The organism is Microbulbifer sp. YPW1, from assembly GCF_013367775.1.
Taxonomy (GTDB): domain Bacteria; phylum Pseudomonadota; class Gammaproteobacteria; order Pseudomonadales; family Cellvibrionaceae; genus Microbulbifer.
The window spans coordinates 4,379,241-4,397,538 of record NZ_CP055157.1 but is presented as its reverse complement, the minus strand read 5'-3'; the positions used below and the strand labels follow the sequence as shown (position 1 = coordinate 4,397,538).

Genomic DNA, 18,298 nt, shown 5'->3' with positions numbered 1-18,298 from the left:
GCCCGGTCCGCTCATTAACTCACTGATTTTTAAAAGGTTTTATCCTCGCAGTGGCCACTGATCTCTCCCATATCCGCAACTTTTCCATCATCGCTCACATCGACCACGGGAAATCCACCCTCGCCGACCGTTTTATCCAGGTCTGCGGCGGCCTGACCGACCGCGAGATGGCCGCACAGGTGCTCGATAGCATGGATATCGAGCGGGAGCGGGGCATTACCATCAAGGCCCAGAGTGTGACTCTGGACTACACCGCTCGCGACGGTAAAACCTACCAGTTGAATTTCATCGACACCCCCGGACACGTGGACTTCTCCTACGAAGTATCCCGCTCCCTGGCTGCCTGTGAGGGCGCATTGCTGGTGGTGGACGCGGCCCAGGGTGTTGAAGCGCAGTCCGTAGCCAATTGCTACACCGCCATCGAACAGGGCCTGGAAGTGATTCCGGTACTGAACAAGATGGACCTGCCGCAGGCGGAACCGGAAAAGGTGGCAGAGGAAATCGAAGACATCATCGGTATCGATGCCACCGACGCGACCCGCTGCAGTGCCAAATCCGGCATTGGTGTAGAGGACGTGCTGGAGGATCTGGTGCGCCTGGTGCCACCACCGGAAGGGGATGTGGACGCGCCGCTGCAGGCACTGATCATCGACTCCTGGTTCGACAGCTACCTCGGGGTGGTGTCGCTGGTGCGTGTGGTGCAGGGCACGCTCAAAACCAAAGACAAGATAGTTACCAAGTCTCTCGGCCGTCCCCATGTCGTGGACAGCGTGGGGGTATTTACCCCCAAGCGCAAAGAGACCGGTGTGCTGCGCGCCGGTGAAGTGGGCTTTGTGGTGGCGGGTATCAAGGATATCCACGGTGCCCCGGTAGGCGACACCCTGACCCACGCGAAGGGTGCGGAAGAAGTGCAGATGCTGCCGGGCTTCCAGAAAGTGAAGCCGCAGGTCTACGCGGGCCTGTTCCCGGTGAGCTCTGACGATTACGAGGCGTTCCGCGATGCTCTGGACAAACTCTCACTGAACGACGCCTCGCTGTTTTATGAGCCGGAAACCTCCGATGCCCTGGGCTTTGGCTTCCGTTGTGGCTTCCTCGGCATGCTGCACATGGAGATCATTCAGGAGCGCCTCGAGCGCGAGTACGATCTGGATCTGATCACTACAGCCCCCACGGTGGTTTACGAGGTGCAGCTGACCAACGGTGACCTGGTCAATATGGACAACCCCTCGCGCATGCCGGACCTGGGCATGATCGAGGAAATGCGCGAGCCGATCGTCGAAGCAAATATCCTCGTGCCCCAGGAGTACCTGGGTAATGTGATCACCCTGTGTGTGGAAAAGCGCGGTATCCAGAAAGACATGCAGTATGTGGGTGGGCAGGTTTCCCTCCGCTATGAGCTGCCGATGAGCGAAGTGGTTATGGACTTCTTCGACCGGCTCAAGTCGGTAAGCCGTGGTTTCGCCTCCCTGGACTACAACTTTGTGCGTTTTGACCCGGCAAAACTGGTTCGTCTTGATATCCTCATCAACGGTGAGCGCGTGGATGCGCTGGCAGTGATTCTGCACCGGGACAATGCGCAGCAGCGTGGCCGCGCGCTCGCAGAAAAGATGAAAGAGCTGATTCCGCGTCAGATGTTTGACGTGGCCATCCAGGCCGCCATTGGTGGTCAGGTGATTGCGCGTACCACGGTAAAAGCGTTGCGTAAGAACGTAACTGCGAAATGTTATGGTGGTGACGTCACCCGTAAGAAGAAGCTGCTGGAAAAGCAGAAAGCGGGTAAGCGCCGTATGAAGCAACTGGGTAGGGTCGAAGTGCCGCAGGACGCATTCCTGGCCGTGCTCAAGGTAGACAACTGATTTCATAGTGCCGAGACGCCCCGACAGGTGCCGGGGCCCGGAAAGCATTCGATAAAAACCAGTCAGAAAGAGACTTTTGAATGGATATCAATTTCCCCCTAATTTTGCTGTTGCTGGTGGTGGTGACAGGGGTAATCTGGCTGTTTGATGTGCTGTTTCTGGCGCGCGGGCGCAAAGCGTTGACCGCGAAGGGCCAGCAGGCTCAGGAGCCTGTGGTGGTGGAGTACGCCAAGTCCTTCTTCCCGGTGCTGGCGATTGTATTTGTGCTGCGCTCCTTTCTGGTCGAGCCCTTTCAGATCCCGTCCGCTTCCATGGACCCCACCTTGCAGGTGGGTGATTTCATCCTGGTTAACAAGTACGCCTACGGCCTGCGCCTGCCGGTTTCCCGCACCAAGGTGGTGGATATCGGCGAACCCAAGCGTGGGGATGTAATGGTGTTCTTCCCACCCCATGCCAACGAGACCTACTACATCAAGCGTGTTATCGGTCTGCCGGGGGATGAGATCAAGGTGGTCAACAACCAGCTGTTCATCAATGGCAAGCCCGCACCTCAGGAGCTGATCCAGGCGTTGCCCCCGGGTAACCCGCAAAAAGAGTTCCTGTGGGAGGACATTGATGGCCGTCGTCACCTGATGGCCAAACAGGTCAATCCGAGCATTTACGGCAATATCCGCACGCTGGTAGTACCCGAAGGCCACTATTTCATGATGGGTGACAACCGGGACAACAGCCTGGACAGCCGCAAGTGGGGGTTCGTGCCCGAGAAGGACATTGTCGGCAAGGCCTTTGCAATCTGGATGCATTGGGACAAACTAATGAGCCTGCCCAGCTTTGACCGGGTAGGTGGCATCGAGTAGGACTCGATAAATACCACAAATACTTAAACCATGGACCGGCTTTAAATAACGATAAAACGGTACTACGCAATGACATTACAACAACATTCACCGCTGGCCGCACAACGGGGCATGAGTTACTGGGGCTGGCTGTTTGTGATTGCGGTGTTCGGGTTCGGCCTGACGATTGTGTCCAAGTTGGGACCGGCCTACATCGATGCGCACTTTGTGGAGGAGGGGTTGCACAGTCTGTCCCAGAACAGTGGTGTTCGGGAGATGAGCAACACCGAGATCAAGCGGGAGCTCGACCGGTACTTCACCATCAACAATGTGCGCGGTGAACCGACCCAGTCGGTAAAAATTATCCGCGGTGCTGACAGCACCCTGGTAAGCATCAATTACGAGCTGCGTCAGCCGCTGTTCCACAATCTGGACGTGGTGATGAAGTTCGATAAACAACTGAATACTGCCAAGCCCGAGCTCTGTTGCGAGCCACTGGTGGACCTTGAGCAGTTTCGCAAGAGAGACGATTACTAACCGGTGACAGACCTCCATCTGCAACGACTTGGCAACCGCCTGGGATATCAATTTACCCGGGCGGATCTGCTCACTCTGGCGCTCACCCACAGATCCCACGGCAGCCGCAACAATGAGCGGCTGGAATTCCTGGGGGACTCGATTCTCGGGTTTACCATCAGTGCCGCCCTGTTTGAAAAATTTCCAGAAGGTCGCGAAGGCCAGATGAGTCGCCTGCGCGCGCAACTGGTCAGTGGCGAAACACTGGCCAAGCTGGCGCGGGAGCTAGAGCTCGGTGAGTGCCTGCGCCTGGGTGAGGGTGAGATGAAAAGTGGCGGGCACCGCCGCGCTTCCATCCTCGCCGATGCGGTGGAGGCAATCATCGGCGCGATATACCTGGATGCGGGCCTGGAAGCGGCGCGTGAGCGGGTGCTGGCGTGGTTCGGGCCTCGTCTCGACAAGCTGTCACTGGAAACCGCCAAAGACCCCAAAACCCGCTTGCAGGAGTGGCTGCAGGCACGCCAGAAGCCGCTGCCGGCCTACAAGGTGGTGGAGATCGGTGGTGAGGAGCACTCCCAGCAGTTTGTGGTGGAGTGCAGTGTGCACGGGCTGGACAAGCCGGTGCGCGGTACCGCCGGCAACCGGCGCGCGGCAGAGAAGGCCGCCGCCAGCGAAGCCTACGCTCGACTGACCGGGCAGGGCTGACTCTATAATCGGCATCATTATCAATTGCCCACGTTTCAGGCCCGTTTAACGGCTTGCAGTGGGACGGCCCCAGGGGCCCGGAGACTTTCCTTGAGTGAATCAAACAACCCACCTTCCCGCTGTGGATACGTGGCCATTGTCGGCAGGCCTAACGTGGGAAAATCCACGCTGCTAAATCATGTGCTGGGGCAGAAAATCTGCATCACCTCGCGCAAACCTCAGACGACCCGCCACAACATGCTCGGTATCAAGACCGAGGGCAGTAACCAGATTATCTTCGTGGATACTCCCGGCCTGCACGCGGGTGAAGAAAAGGCGATCAACCGCTACATGAACCGCGCGGCCATCAGCTCCACCAGGGATGTGGATGTGGTGGTGTTCGTGGTAGAGCGGGCGCGCTGGACAGAAGGTGACGAACTGGTGGCGCAGAAGCTGCGCGGCCTCAAGTGCCCGCTGATCATTGCCGTCAACAAGGTGGACCAGCTTGAGGACAAGGCGGAACTGTTGCCGCAGTTGCAGGCCCTGTCCGAGCGCTTCCCGGATGCGGAGGTTGTACCGCTTTCCGCGTTGCGGGCGTCCAACCTGCAGGCGCTGGAAGACGTGATTATCGAACGCCTCCCTGAAGGTGTGCACTTCTTCGAGGAAGACCAGATCACCGACCGCAGTTCTCGCTTCCTGGCCGCGGAAATCATTCGCGAGAAGGTCATGCGTCAGCTGGGTGCGGAAATTCCCTATTCGGTGACCGTAGAGGTGGAAGAGTTCGAGCAGGAGGGGAAGATCCTGCATATCAGCGCGGCGATCCTGGTCGAGCGCGACGGGCAGAAGCGCATCCTGATTGGCACCAAGGGCGAGCGGATCAAGCAGATCGGCCAGCAGGCGCGGCTGGATATGGAGCGCCTGTTTGACAGCAAGGTCATGCTGAACCTGTGGGTGAAAGTGAAATCCGGCTGGTCCGATGACGAGCGTGCGCTGCGCAGCCTTGGCTACGTGGACAAGCGCTGAGCCGAGCCCCTGAATCATCGTGCAGCAGCTGCCCCCGCAACCGGCTTATATTCTGCACTCGCGTCCCTTCCGGGACTCCAGCCTCATCCTTGAGTTGCTGACCCCGGATTACGGGCGCATCTCCTGTATTGCCCGCGGGGCGCGCCGTGACAAACAGCGGCGACAGCGGGCCCTGCAGCCTTTCTCCCCTCTACTGGTGACCCTCCTCGGGCGTCACAACCTGAAAACTCTCGGGCCCTTGGAAAGCGCCGGGCAGTCCCTGTGGCTAAAGGGGAGGGCCGTGTACGCCGGTTTGTACGCCAATGAGTTGCTGGTGCGCTTGCTGCCTGAGGGGGAGAGTCTGGTATCCGTATTCGCGGCCTATCAGCGATTGCTGGATGCGTTGGCGGCGGTGTCTGGTGAGCACAGTGCGGAGCTTGAAATGCCGCTGCGCTGCTTTGAGTTGAGCCTGTTGCAGGCCCTGGGCAGTTGTCCGGAGTTGGACTACAGCCCAACGGAGCATGCGCCGATACGCGCCGACGCCGTGTACAGATTGACCCTGGAAGAGGGGTTTATGCCGATGGTTGTCCCTCACGGGCGCCCACTGCGCACGGGAGAATTTCTGGGTGAACGGTTGCTGCGAATGGCGCAACTGACGGATTCGGAAACCTGCTCTGTCCCGGATAGCGAAACACTCTCCGCGGCGAAGCGACTTACTCGCCTCCTGTTACATCCGCTGCTCGGCAGCCGCCCACTCAGCAGCCGAGAGCTGTTTCGCCAGGTTTATAGCGAAAGCTAAAGGCTGCCACTTTTATTTTGCAGCAGCTTCCGCTGTTGTCTTGCCGGGCTCCTCTGTATCTCCCACCGAGTCACCCTCCAGCCCAAACAGGGCCTCCAGATCCTGGTCCGCTGCCCAGTCACGCAGGCTGCGAATCTCCTCTCTGACCTGCTCGTAAGCTCTCTGGTAAGTTTTTTCGTCGATTTTCGGCGAACTCTGGTCGTGCACCGGGCGCAACAGCTCCTGTAACTGTTCCGTTGCTGCTCGCAGGCGCGGCACGCCGCAATAACAGCATCCGCCGTGCAGGCGATGTACCCGTTCGAAAAGGCCTTTGTGGTCTTTTTCCCGGTGCAAGCGGGACAGTTCCTGCTCGTCGTCATGGAGCCCCTTCAGCAGCATACCCAGCAGGTCGCGGGCCAGGCCGGAATCCTGGTTGGCAAGATTCAGCCCTTCACTAATATCTACCAGTCGGGGTCCTTTAAGCGGGGACTGAGACTCCGCTGAAGCCGGTGGGGCGTAAACTTCCATCCAGCGTTTCACGGTGTGTGTGAGCTGGGCTTCGCTGACGGGTTTGCTGAGGTAATCGTCGAGTCCGGCACTGAGCAGGCGGGATTTCTCCTCAGTACCGACGTGTGCGGTCAGGGCAATGATCGGGGTGCGTCGCCCGGATTCTTCCTCTCTGATTTTCGTCGTAGTGGCGATGCCATCCATACCGGGCATCTGGATATCCATGAAAATCATATCGAAATGCTGTTCCCGCCAAAGTTGCAGAGCTTCCTCGCCGCTCGCTGCCACGGTTACCTCGACATGCTGGGCACTGAGAAATTCGCTCATCAGCAGGCGATTTGCTTCGTAATCATCCACTGCCAATACTCGAGGCTTGGCTGGCCAGGGAAGAACCGGGAAGCTGTCGTTCTGGGGGCGGGACTGGGCCTGATTGGGGACTGCACGCTTGAGTGCGCGCAATAGCCCTTCGCGGCTCACCGGCTTGCCCAGGAAGGCCAGTACCCGCGAGCGCAGCGCGTCGTAGCAGCGGCGCAAATCTACCGGTGAACCCTGGATCACCACGCGGCACTGATAGGTGTCCACGAGCTGCTTCACGGTGCCAATAAATGCCTCGAAATCGTCTTCCGCTACCGCGGTATCGATAATCAGGGCATCGGGTAGAGCGTCGTGTCGCCACATCTGTTCAACGGTGGGTACCAGATTACTGCTGTCGCTGTGCTCCAGAGGCTCCGCCTGCCAGTACGTCAATTGCTGATAAATCTGCTGGCGGGTCATGGGGTTGGGGTCTACCAGCAACAGGCGGCATCCGGGGAACTGTTCGCGGGTGACCGCCGAGCGGTTGCGGTCAATCGTCAGGGGCAGTTGCACCCAGTAGGAGCAGCCTCCCTGGTCGTTGTCTTCGATGGCCAGTTCTCCACCCATAGAGTGGACCAGGCTGCGGGCGATACTCAGGCCCATACCGTTGTTGGTCATCTGCTGCGGCGGATTATTGCCGAGTAGCTGCTTGAGTTCGCGGCGCCCCTGTTCGTCACAGCGCGCACCGTTGTCGACGATGTTGATGCTCATCATCAACTCGGATTCCTTACCGCTCTGTACGGCAATGCGGACCGGAATACTGCCGTTCTCCGAGCAGCGAATGGCAGTGCTGACCAGGTTGGTCAGGATCTGCTTGATTCGCAGCGGATCACCGATTTGCGATGGTGGTAATTGTGGATCGACAAAGGGCACCAGCTCCAGATTGTGCTCGTAGCCATAGGGCGCGAGGATCTGCAGGGTTTCTTCCAGAACCTGACCGAGGTTCATGGGGCTGTGATCCAGCACGAGATTGCCGGACTCGATGCGCGAGAAGTCGAGAATATCGTTGATGGTGGTAAGCAGGCTTTCCGCCGAGCGCAGGATGGTTTGCAAGTAGTCCTGTTGCAGCTGGTCTACTTCGGTTTTCAGCAACAGGTTGGTAAAACCGATGATTCCGTTCAGTGGTGTGCGGATCTCGTGGCTGGTATTGGCGAGGAAGGTGGATTTTACCCGGCTGTTTTCCACCGCTTTTTTGCGCGCGAGCTCCAGTTCAATGTTCTGTTCTTCCATGGAATCCAGCGACTGGCGCAGATCCTCCATGGACTGGTGCAGACCGTCCTGGTAGTCCCGGAGGAACTCCGCCAGGTTGTCTGCCATCAGGTTGATTTCCTCTCCCAGCTGGGACATTTCCAGATTGCGGGAATTGGCCGCGCGCGCGGTGAATTTCCCCTGGCCGATTGCGCGCAGGGAGTCTTTGAAGTGCTCCAGGCTGCGGGATGCGCGTTCGGAAAGCACCACGGCCCACACCAGTGCGATCAGCGCGCACACGATCAGTCCGAGCAGGCCGACCAGTGCCACCTGGTAGGTGCCCACCAGGAAGTAGGGGCGGTGGAGCTCAATGGTCAGCCAGCAGTTGGTATCTTCCCCGCGCAGCGGATGGAGCACCTGCAGGCTTTTCAGGTCTTCGTAAATATGTGCCTGCTTGCCCCGCAGTTCCTCCGCTTTAAAGGCGGTACGCGGACGGGGACCGACACTGGATATCAGGGTGAATTCTTCCTCGCCGGCGTCGTTGCGGTCGGCCCGGTACAGCTGCACCGAGCGGATCATATCCCGCTCCAGCATCAGTGCCAGCAGGCTTTTATCCAGCCACTTGATGCGGTCTTCGAACGAATGCCCGTCGCTGAGATGAATGAGTTCCACCAGCTGCTCCGCGCTGGCACGACCGTGACTCAGCAGCAGGTCACGTCGGTCGCTCATCTGTTGCAGGGTAAACAGCAGGCTCAGCAGAACTGAAATGATCAGGGCTGGCGCCATGGTGTAGCGGAACATAATTGCCCGCAACGACAGCCGGCGGTTGCCGGTACGTCGTTTGTGGATCCGCTCCTGCGACGGCTGTGGCGCGGGGCGGGAATGGTTAGCGGGGGCGTGGGCCATGTTTTCTGCGTTAGTTGTGTTATTTTTGTCCGATTCTACGCCTGCTGGCCACAGAAGCCACCCCAAAATAGTCGGTTTTTGCGCGGAATCTACTGCCTGTCTGCGATGCGAAGTCGCAGCCGCGCCGCCTCGGGGGTAGAATGTGCGCCGCCAATCCCCTTGAATAGTCCGATGGATCAGATGTTGACTATGGAATACCCGACCATTGCCGATTGCGTTGGCAACACCCCCCTGGTACGGCTGCAACGCCTCCAGGGAGAGACTTCCAATACCATCCTGCTCAAGCTGGAGGGTAATAACCCCGCGGGATCCGTAAAGGACCGTCCGGCACTGTCGATGATCAGCCGCGCGGAGGCCCGAGGTCAGATTCAACCGGGCGACACGCTGATCGAAGCCACCAGTGGCAATACCGGAATCGCGCTGGCCATGGCGGCGGCGATCAAGGGGTACCGCCTGATCCTGATCATGCCCGAAAGCGCTACCGAAGAGCGCAAGGCGGCAATGACGGCCTACGGAGCCGAACTCATTCTGGTGAGCGCCGAACAGGGCATGGAAGGTGCACGAGATCTGGCATTACAAATGCAGGCGGAAGGGAAGGGGCTGGTACTGGATCAGTTCTCTAACCTGGATAATCCCACCGCCCATATCGAAACAACCGGGCCGGAGATCTGGCGTCAGACCGGAGGACGCATCACGCATTTTGTGTCTTCCATGGGGACCACCGGAACCATCATGGGGTGCGGGCGCTACCTGAAACAGCAAAACCCGGAGGTGCAGATTGTCGGTCTGCAGCCCACAGAGGGCTCTGCCATTCCGGGCATTCGACGCTGGCCTCAGGCTTATTTACCGGAAATATTTGTGCCGGACGAAGTCGACCGGATCATGGATATCAGTCAGCAGGAGGCGGAGGAGATGACCCGTCGCCTGGCCCGGGAAGAGGGTATCTTCTGTGGGGTGTCGTCTGGCGGTGCTGTTGCCGGTGCCCTGAAAATTGCCCGGGAAGTAGAAAATGCCACGATCGTGGCGATCATCTGCGATCGCGGTGACCGGTATCTTTCTTCCGGTCTGTTTAATGCTGGCGCCCCGGCTTAAACGCAAAAACATATTTTTCCGATCATTCTGACCGCGAGTTAATACATTGGTACAAGTCAGAAAAAATTACCCGCGACTGGCCGACGGCACCCTCGATAGAGAGGCCTGGCTACGCCATATTCAGGCGTTGGCAAAGCTGGATGGCGGGACTCTGGTGACCCTCCGCAAGGCCATTGAAATCAGCGAGGAGGCGGAGCATCGCTCCATCGACGCGCAAAATATCTGGGCGGAGGGGACCAGCAGCTTTCTTACCGGCCTGGAAATGGTCGAGATTCTCGCGGACCTGCAGATTGATGGCGAAGCCCTGTGCGCTGCCATGCTGTACCGCGCGGTACGTGAAAATCGCCTGTCACTCAAGGTGGTCTCCGAAGAAATGGGAGAAACCATCGCCAAGCTGATCCGCGGTGTCCTGCAGATGGCGGTGATCCGCAATCGCAGCGCGGATACCGGCGAGGAAAACCAGAGTGGTGCGGTAGAAGAGCATTCGGAAAATATCCGTCGCATGCTGGTGGCACTGGTGGACGATGTGCGCGTGGCGCTGATCAAGCTGGCCGAACGCACCTGCGCCATCCGCGCAGCGAAAAAGGCGGATGAGTCGAAGCGCCGCCGGGTCGCGCGGGAAGTGGCTGACGTGTATGCGCCGCTTGCCCACCGCCTGGGTATCGGACATATCAAGTGGGAGCTGGAAGACCTTTCGTTCCGCTACCTGGAACCCGACGATTACATGCAGATCGCGCGATTGCTGGATGAAAAACGCCTGGCGCGACAGGACTATATCGACGATGTACTGGACATGTTGCGCAACGAACTGTCCAAGGCTGAGATCGAAGGCGAAGTATTTGGCCGGGCCAAACACATCTACAGCATCTGGCGGAAGATGCGCCGAAAAAATATCGGTTTTTCCCAGGTCTATGACATTCGCGCTGTGCGTATCCTGGTGCCCACGGTACGGGACTGCTATGCGGTGCTCGGAATCGTGCACAACCTGTGGCGCAATATCCCCAACGAATTTGACGATTACATCGCATCGCCGAAAGAAAATGGTTACCGCTCCCTGCACACTGCGGTGATCGGTCCCGAGCGCAAAGTACTGGAAGTCCAGATCCGCACGTTTGCCATGCACGAGGAAGCCGAGTACGGGGTGTGTGCGCACTGGCGGTACAAGGGAACCGACAAAAAATCCGGCCAGCTGGATGGTCAGGACGGCTACGAGCAGAAAATTTCCTGGCTGCGCCAAGTACTCGACTGGCACGAGGAGGTGGGTGGCAACCCGCTGCAGGACGACCTCCAGGCCAGCGATGTCGACACTCGGATTTATGTGTTTACCCCGGATGGCCACGTGGTCGATCTGCCCCGCGGTGCCACGCCGCTGGATTTCGCTTACAGGATCCATACGGAAATCGGTCACCGCTGCCGGGGTGCCAAGGTGGACGGGCGCATTGTGCCCCTGAACCACGAACTGCAAACTGCCAACCAGGTGGAAATCCTCACCGGCAAGCGCGAGGCACCCAGCCGTGACTGGATTTCCCGCAGTATGGGTTACATCACCACCTCGCGGGCCCGCGCCAAGGTTATTCACTGGTTCAAGCAGCAGGCGCGCGACCAGAATATCGCGGAAGGGCGGTCCATCCTCGATGGCGAGTTCAAGCGACTGGCGCTAGCGGATTTCGATTTCGAGAAGCTCGCAAAGAAACTCAACATGCACTCCCTGGACGATCTTTACGCGGCGGTTGGCGCCGGCGATATCGGTGTCGGCCAGGTGCTCAATGCTGCCCAGCGCATGGTAAAAGTCGAGCGGGGGGAGCCGGTCGTTTCCCTGACGGCGCCGGTTGCCCGCGAAGGACAGGCCGACGTCTACATCGACGGTGTGGGTAACCTGATGACGCAGATCGCCCGCTGCTGCAATCCGTTGCCGGGGGACGACATCATGGGGTACATCACCCAGGGGCGCGGTGTTTCCATTCACCGTAAGGACTGCGCCAATATGCTGCGTATGCAGTCCGATGAGCCGGAGCGCATCCTGCAGGTGGAGTGGGCGGAAAAACCCAGCGATCTTTATTCTGTCGAAATCATGGTGGAAGCATACGACCGTCACGGTCTGCTGCGGGATATCACCGCCATGCTGGATAGCCAGCGCATCAACATTACCGCCATGCAGACCCGCTCTAACAAACACAAGCACACGGTAGATATGGTAATCACTGCCGAGATTCACAATTTCGAAGAGCTCAGCCAGGTGCTGCATCGCATCAACCAGCTGCCCAATGTTGCGTCGGCCAACCGGCGTATTCTTCACTGATTTTGTAACCTGATGGCAGACATGAAAGAAACCTATACCGTAGAAGACCTGCAGTTTCTGATGTCACAGCTGCGCAACCCGGATGGCGGTTGCCCCTGGGACCTGAAGCAGACGTTTTCATCCATTGTTCCCTCTACGATTGAAGAGGCGTACGAAGTGGCAGAGGCCATTGAGCTGGAGGACTTTGAACACCTGCATGAAGAGCTGGGTGACCTCCTTTTTCAGGTGATTTTTTATGCCCAGCTCGGACGGGAGCAGGGCCATTTCGATTTTTCCCGTATTGTCGATACCCTGGTCAGGAAACTGGTGCGGCGCCATCCCCATGTATTTCCTTCCGGCGATCTGCATGGGGACAATCAGACCCGCGAGATCGACGAGCAACAGGTGAAAGCCAACTGGGAACTGATCAAGGCTGCGGAGCGGGAAGCCAAGGGAGAGCAGGGCACACTGGATGGTGTTGCAGCGGGATTGCCCGCACTGACCAGAGCCGCCAAGCTGCAGAAACGCGCCTCTCAAGTGGGTTTCGACTGGCCCGAGATCGATGGTGTGTTGGCTAAAGTCGAAGAGGAAGTGCGGGAATTACGCGAAGCCATTGCCAGTGGAAATAGCGAACATTCCCGTGAAGAATTGGGAGACCTGCTGTTCTCCTGCGTCAATGTTGCCCGGCATTTGAACGAGGATCCTGAAGCGGCGCTGCGCCAGTGTAATCGTAAATTCCAGCAGCGCTTTGGCGCGGTGGAATCTGCGCTGAAACAACGGAATTTGCAGCCCTCAGACGTTTCTCTGGAAGAATTGGACCAGCTTTGGGAAGAGGCCAAAAAGTAGTTTTGGTGCAAGGCAGGGGCGGTCGCGGAGCGGCAAGTGGCGCTAAACTCTTGGATCTGGAATAAAATTGCCGAGTTTTGTAAAAAAATTACCGAATTCGGCCAGACCACATGCGGACTTGTTCTGGCATGGGGCAAAGTGTAAGGTAGCGCTCTTTTTACGGTGGCCCGCCGCAATGACTGCGCTGCGCCTCGGCATGATCTGGAGATTATCTCTTTATGCGAATCATACTTCTGGGCGCTCCGGGCGCTGGTAAGGGTACTCAGGCCCAGTTCATCACCGAGAAGTTTGGAATTCCTCAGATTTCTACCGGGGACATGCTCCGGGCGGCGGTCAAGGCGGGTACCCCGCTGGGTCTGCAGGCTAAAGACATCATGGCTGCGGGCAAACTGGTTTCCGATGACCTGATCATCGCTCTGGTCAAAGAGCGTATTGCAGAGCCGGATTGTGCCAACGGATTCCTGTTCGACGGCTTCCCTCGCACCATTCCCCAGGCTCAGGCCATGCTGGATGCTGAAGTATCCATCGACCACGTGCTGGAAATTGCCGTGGACGACGAGGAAATCGTAAAGCGCCTGTCAGGCCGTCGTGTACACGAAGGTTCTGGTCGCGTTTACCATCTGGTGTACAACCCGCCCAAAACCGAAGGTGTGGACGACGTGACCGGCGAAGCGCTGGTACAGCGCGCCGACGACAGCGAAGAGACCGTGCGCAATCGTCTTTCCATCTATCACGAGCAGACCGAGCCTCTGGTTGGTTTTTACCGCGAGCTGGAACAGCGCCAGCCCGAGTCAGCGCCCAAGTACAGTAAGGTAGAAGGTGTAGGCTCTATGGATGCTATCCGCGACCAGGTGATCGCAGCCCTTAGCTGAGTCCCCTGAGCGGGTCGAAGTCCTGTGATAGCGCGCGGGCAAGAAGCTTCTTGCTGCTTCTTCTCTAAAAAGCTCCTTCGGGAGCTTTTTTGCGTTCTGTTAGCGCAACTCCGCGCTGACGGTGTGCGGGGTGATGCTTGTCTGATTGGCGCAGACTATCTGTGTGCATAAGAAGCCTGCTAAATACATTTCTGCCAGTTTCTGAAATACTCCTGCCCCACAATTCGACTTGATTCCGAATCGCGGGCGGAGGAAGGCCGGGCAGGTTATCCGCACCGGGCGATTCCAGATCAACCATTGATGCCTGTTGTTGGCCACTGAATACCTACTGGAGTGTGAAACGAATATGGCTCACGCGATCATTCTGATGAACCTGGGCACGCCTGCGGAACCGACGCCGGCGGCAGTACGGCAATTTCTCCGGGCGTTTCTGTCTGATCCCCGCGTGGTGGAAATACCGCGGCCATTGTGGAAGTTGATCCTCAACCTCTTTGTTCTGCCCTTGAGGCCGAAGCGAATTGCGCCGGCCTACGAAGAAATCTGGAACCAGGGGCTGGATGGAGAGGCGGTGACCGGATCCCCGATTACCTATTACACGCAGCGGCAGGTGCAACTGCTGCAGCAGCGACTGGAGGCAGTTTCCCCGGCTGGCCAGTTGCTGGTTGAATATGCGATGACTTACGGGGCCCCCAGCCTCGAGGACACCATCTCTCGGCTGGCTCAGGCGGGAGCCACCAGTTTTACGGTGATCCCCCTTTATCCGCAGTATTCCGCTACAACCACTGGCGCCATATATGATCAGGTGGCGGATATCATTCGCAGTTCACGCAACGTGCCTGATATCACCGTGGTCCACGACTACTGGCAGCACCCTCTTTATATTGAGGCACTGGCGAATTCGGTACGGGAGCACTGGGAAAAGAACGGTGTGGCGGAAAAACTGATGATGTCATTCCACGGTATTCCCAAAGCCAATACCCGCAAGGGCGACCCCTATTACCTGCACTGTTGTGGTACTGCAGAGAAGCTCGCAGAGGCGTTAAACCTGCCGCGGGAAAAATGGGAAATCACTTTCCAGTCCCGCTTCGGGAAGGCGGAATGGCTGCAGCCCTATACGGACAAAACCCTGCTTGAGTGGGGCCAGAGTGGCGTATCCAGTGTGGATGTGATCTGCCCGGCGTTTGCCGCTGATTGCCTGGAAACTATCGAGGAAATTGCGGTAGAGAATCGCGCTAATTTTATCGAGGCCGGCGGCCGGGAATATCGATATATACCGGCTTTGAATGCGCGCGAAGACCACATTCAGTTGCTGGAAGCGATTGCCCGGGAGCGAATTCCGGGAATACCGGGCAAGTAATTTTTTCAGTCCGATTTACCGCACAGCCGGGAAAAACCTTAAAACATCCTCCGGCAATCAAAAAAAACCGATTTTCTTCCGAAAATTCGGTTTTTTTTGACCCTTTTTCTTGCAAACCCTATTTTTTTTATTAACTTTGATACAACCGTGTCATTTTGAATGGCTGGGTTGCCCGAATTTCAGTGAGATTAAGGCAGTCTTCCAGTCGATGATATCGGTCCAGGCACCACTGTCGGGTATCACTGTCAGGCACTACAGAGAGGAATCACAATTTCCCCTGGCCGATATCAGTGAGCGAGGTTCCGGCGGGGAGGCTCTCAGGGTTTTTGCCGCATTCGAGAGTGGCGGGACATTTCCGGAGTCCACATGGTTGTCGGGAGCGGTAGCGCTCCCGGCAGCAATCCAGTCGGATTGATCTGAAATGTCGGTCAGCACGTAGTTCTGTGTTCAGGGTGACTTCTTTTACAGAGAAAGAGGAGACAAGGGATGGCACGAGTCGCAAAGAAAAAGGCCAAGGCAAAACGTGTAGCCAAAGCCAAGCCGGCAGCCAAGGCCGCCGCGAACACTTCACCGGTGGTAGCCAAGGCGCAGAAAGCCGTGGATTCCGCTGCGAAAGCAATGGATGCACAACTGGATCGTGTGGGGAAAGCCCGCGCGAGGGTCCAGAAAACCGGTTCTGCTGCTGCCAAGCAATCACTGAGCTCTGCAAATAGCAAATTGCGTGAACAGCGCGCCAAGCTTGCTGAGGCGAAGGTCGGGTTGGCCAAGGCCAGTGCGATGGACGCGGTGCGTCAGGCCGAGGAGTCCGCCAAGCAGAAAGTGGCGGAGATGGCTGAGAAGCTTTCTGCCAAGGCGGATAAAGAGCTTGAGAAAGCGGTGAAAGCTTTCGAAAGTCGCTGGAAAAAAGCCCGCGCCAAGGCCGATGCCAAGAAGGTAAAAGCCGCAGAGAAAAAAGCGACCGCAAAAGTGAAGGCCGCGGCGAAGAAGGCCGCAGCCAAAGCCAAAGCGCTGGAGAAAAAGGCCGCAGCCAAAGCCAAGGCCGAGGCCAAGAAAGCGTCCAAAGCGGCGAAAAAGAAGAAAGCTGTTAAAAAGTCGGCGGCCAAGAAGACCCCGGCGAAGAAGTCTGCAGCCAAGAAGCCTGCGGCCAAAAAGTCAGCCGCCAAGAAATCGCCAGGCCGTCCCAAGAAGGCCGCGGCCAAAAAGGCTGCCACCAAGGAGGTCAAGTCGGCCCCCAAAAAATCTGCCCGCCGCGGGCGTCCGCCCAAAGCTGCGGCCAAGAAGGCCGGTGTTCGCCGAGGTCGTCCACCGAAGAAGTCCTGATCCCGGGCGATACAAGCGTATGCCCAGTGCAGTCCACTCAGCCCCGGCCATTATGGCCGGGGCTTTTGTTTTTGGATGTTCGGCAAAGCTGGAACACCCATCGGGGCGCCGGTTATCAAAAAGGGGTATATGGAACGCGGCAGAGGCGCCAGTTGCGTTTGTCGCTGGGCATGCCACAATTCGCCCCTGATTTAGGTCCTGTTCCCTCCCTGTCCTGCATCCTGCGGGTATTGGAGAGTGGAGGTGGGGCCGTCTCTCCGCTATTCATCACGGATTCCAAGCTTTGAAACTTTTGGCTGTTGATACCACGTCCGGTGCCTGCTCTGTGGCGCTGTACCAGGATGGCCGCGTCTGCGAGCAGTTTGTCCGCGCCGAGCGTGACCATACCCGTCGCCTGCTGCCCATGGTGGAGTCTGTACTGGCGCAAGCCCAGAGCTCCCTGGCCGAGGTTGACGCTCTCGCGGTCAGTCAGGGCCCTGGATCCTTTACCGGCCTGCGCATCGCCATCAGCTGCGTACAGGGCCTGGCTTTTGCATCGGACAAGCCCGTGGTTCCGGTTTCCAGTCTTGCGGCGATGGCTGCGGGGGCAGTGCGTACACAGTCGGACTGGAGCGGCGCTCCGGTACTGGCGGCGCTGGATGCGCGTATGCAGGAGGTATACTGGGGACTCTATTCGTCAGATCGCCCGGGGGAGGCAATTCTGGCGGATGCGGTATCCAGCCCGGAGCAAGTGGTAGCGGCCCTGGAGCAGGGCGGGTTTCTGGGGGCTGCTGGGGACGCATGTCCGCTGTATGCAGCTGGACCCGGCTGGCAGTATCCGCAACTTTCGGCGCTGAGCCCACTGGGAATCTGGCAAGATGCGGCCATCCATGCACAGGATATTGTCACGTTAGCGGCAGATCTGTGGCAAAAGGGTGAATATGTCACCGCCGATGCTCTGGAGCCGGCATACCTGCGCAACGAGGTGACCTGGAAAAAGCGCGAGCGTATTCGCGCGCGCTGACAGAGCGCCGTATAACAATTAACAAATGCCAGCGCAGGGCACTTGCCGCTGGCGAATGTAGTAAACAGTATGGAAACCTTTCAGACCATTATTCTGGCCCTGATTCAGGGCATGACCGAATTCCTTCCCATTTCCAGCTCTGCGCATCTGATTCTACCCAACCAGGTTCTGGGATGGCCGGATCAGGGGCTGGCGTTTGACGTAGCGGTGCATTTCGGCTCCCTGATTGCCGTGCTGGTGTATTTCCGCAAGGACGTCTGGCAACTGATTGTCGACGGGTTAGGCGGCTTCAAGACCGGCCAATTCAGCGACGAAGGGCGCCTCGCCTGGCTGATTGTGCTGGCAACCATCCCCGCCGGGCTCGCTGGGCTGATATTCAAGGACTTTATCGAAACCCACCTGCGTTCCTCGGCCGTGATTGCTGCCACCACCATCGTCTTCGGTGCGCTGCTGTGGTGGTCGGATGTACACGGTGCCCGCCGGGACGAACTGGGCAAACTGGATTGGAAAAAGGCGTTGATGATCGGTGCGGCACAGGTGCTGGCACTGATTCCGGGGACCTCACGCTCCGGTATTACCATGACCGCCGGCTTGATGCTGGGGATGAAGCGTGAAGCTGCGGCGCGCTTCTCTTTCCTGATGTCGATCCCGGTGATCACCCTGAGCGCGTTGCTGCTGACCCTCGATCTGCTCGATACAGAAGTCGTGCCGTGGGGAAATATTATTCTCGGGGTGGTGCTTTCCGGAATCAGTGCCTACCTGTGTATCCACTTTTTCCTGCAGTTTATCAGTCGTATTGGCATGGGCCCCTTCGCCATTTACCGCTTCCTGCTTGGTGGCGCGCTGATCTGGTTGATCCTCTCCAGCTGACGCCGCAGACTCTAATGTGAATGCAGCAGTAAC

15 protein-coding genes are annotated in these 18,298 nt (G+C 58.0%); 14 read left to right on the top strand and 1 reads right to left on the bottom strand.

The features are described from left to right. Positions 1 to 50: 50 nt before the first annotated feature. From lepA to recO, 6 genes are all read left to right on the top strand, one after another. Positions 51 to 1,856 (top strand): translation elongation factor 4, encoded by a 1,806-nt coding sequence (gene lepA, locus HUW35_RS17890; protein ID WP_181253566.1) that lies wholly within the window; start codon positions 51 to 53, stop codon positions 1,854 to 1,856. Between the two features lie 80 nt (positions 1,857 to 1,936). Then, the gene (gene lepB, locus HUW35_RS17885) at positions 1,937 to 2,713 is read left to right on the top strand and encodes a signal peptidase I (RefSeq protein ID WP_181253565.1); all 777 of its coding nucleotides are present in this window, start codon (positions 1,937 to 1,939) and stop codon (positions 2,711 to 2,713) included. 69 nt (positions 2,714 to 2,782) lie between these two features. Continuing rightward, on the top strand, positions 2,783 to 3,229 hold the full coding sequence (locus HUW35_RS17880; protein ID WP_181253564.1) for a DUF4845 domain-containing protein: 447 nt from the start codon (positions 2,783 to 2,785) through the stop codon (positions 3,227 to 3,229). Between the two features lie 3 nt (positions 3,230 to 3,232). Continuing rightward, entirely contained in the window at positions 3,233 to 3,913 is a 681-nt protein-coding gene (rnc, locus tag HUW35_RS17875; RefSeq protein WP_181253563.1) for a ribonuclease III, read from the top strand. A 90-nt stretch (positions 3,914 to 4,003) separates the two neighbouring features. Continuing rightward, positions 4,004 to 4,915, top strand: coding sequence for a GTPase Era (gene era / locus HUW35_RS17870; RefSeq protein WP_181253562.1), 912 nt, complete (start codon positions 4,004 to 4,006; stop codon positions 4,913 to 4,915). A 19-nt stretch (positions 4,916 to 4,934) separates the two neighbouring features. After that, on the top strand, positions 4,935 to 5,693 hold the full coding sequence (recO, locus tag HUW35_RS17865) for a DNA repair protein RecO (protein WP_255463372.1): 759 nt from the start codon (positions 4,935 to 4,937) through the stop codon (positions 5,691 to 5,693). A 12-nt stretch (positions 5,694 to 5,705) separates the two neighbouring features. Here recO and HUW35_RS17860 read toward each other — a convergent pair whose 3' ends face one another. Then, entirely contained in the window at positions 5,706 to 8,627 is a 2,922-nt protein-coding gene (locus tag HUW35_RS17860; RefSeq protein ID WP_255463371.1) for a response regulator, read from the bottom strand. Between the two features lie 183 nt (positions 8,628 to 8,810). Here HUW35_RS17860 and cysM point away from each other — a divergent pair, with 183 nt between their 5' ends. The 8 genes from cysM to HUW35_RS17820 all read left to right on the top strand — a co-directional run bounded on the left by cysM (position 8,811) and on the right by HUW35_RS17820 (position 18,265). After that, on the top strand, positions 8,811 to 9,719 hold the full coding sequence (gene cysM, locus HUW35_RS17855) for a cysteine synthase CysM (RefSeq protein ID WP_181255781.1): 909 nt from the start codon (positions 8,811 to 8,813) through the stop codon (positions 9,717 to 9,719). A 46-nt stretch (positions 9,720 to 9,765) separates the two neighbouring features. Continuing rightward, positions 9,766 to 12,018 (top strand): GTP diphosphokinase, encoded by a 2,253-nt coding sequence (gene relA / locus HUW35_RS17850; RefSeq protein ID WP_181253561.1) that lies wholly within the window; start codon positions 9,766 to 9,768, stop codon positions 12,016 to 12,018. Between the two features lie 21 nt (positions 12,019 to 12,039). After that, a complete protein-coding gene (gene mazG, locus HUW35_RS17845; protein ID WP_181255780.1) occupies positions 12,040 to 12,843 on the top strand; it encodes a nucleoside triphosphate pyrophosphohydrolase in 804 nt (267 codons plus the stop codon). 218 nt (positions 12,844 to 13,061) lie between these two features. Next, positions 13,062 to 13,715, top strand: coding sequence for an adenylate kinase (gene adk, locus HUW35_RS17840; RefSeq protein ID WP_181253560.1), 654 nt, complete (start codon positions 13,062 to 13,064; stop codon positions 13,713 to 13,715). A gap of 346 nt (positions 13,716 to 14,061) precedes the next feature. Continuing rightward, complete coding sequence (hemH, locus tag HUW35_RS17835) at positions 14,062 to 15,072, top strand: ferrochelatase (protein ID WP_181253559.1); 1,011 nt, start codon at positions 14,062 to 14,064, stop codon at positions 15,070 to 15,072. 486 nt (positions 15,073 to 15,558) lie between these two features. Then, positions 15,559 to 16,392 carry a hypothetical protein gene (locus HUW35_RS17830; protein WP_181253558.1) on the top strand — a complete coding sequence of 278 codons (834 nt, stop codon included), beginning with the start codon at positions 15,559 to 15,561 and terminating at the stop codon, positions 16,390 to 16,392. Positions 16,393 to 16,675: 283 nt separating this feature from the next. Further along, positions 16,676 to 17,395, top strand: a complete 720-nt coding sequence (gene tsaB, locus HUW35_RS17825) for a tRNA (adenosine(37)-N6)-threonylcarbamoyltransferase complex dimerization subunit type 1 TsaB (protein ID WP_181253557.1) — start codon at positions 16,676 to 16,678, stop codon at positions 17,393 to 17,395. A gap of 69 nt (positions 17,396 to 17,464) precedes the next feature. Further along, positions 17,465 to 18,265, top strand: coding sequence for an undecaprenyl-diphosphate phosphatase (locus HUW35_RS17820; RefSeq protein WP_181253556.1), 801 nt, complete (start codon positions 17,465 to 17,467; stop codon positions 18,263 to 18,265). Positions 18,266 to 18,298: the final 33 nt, after the last annotated feature.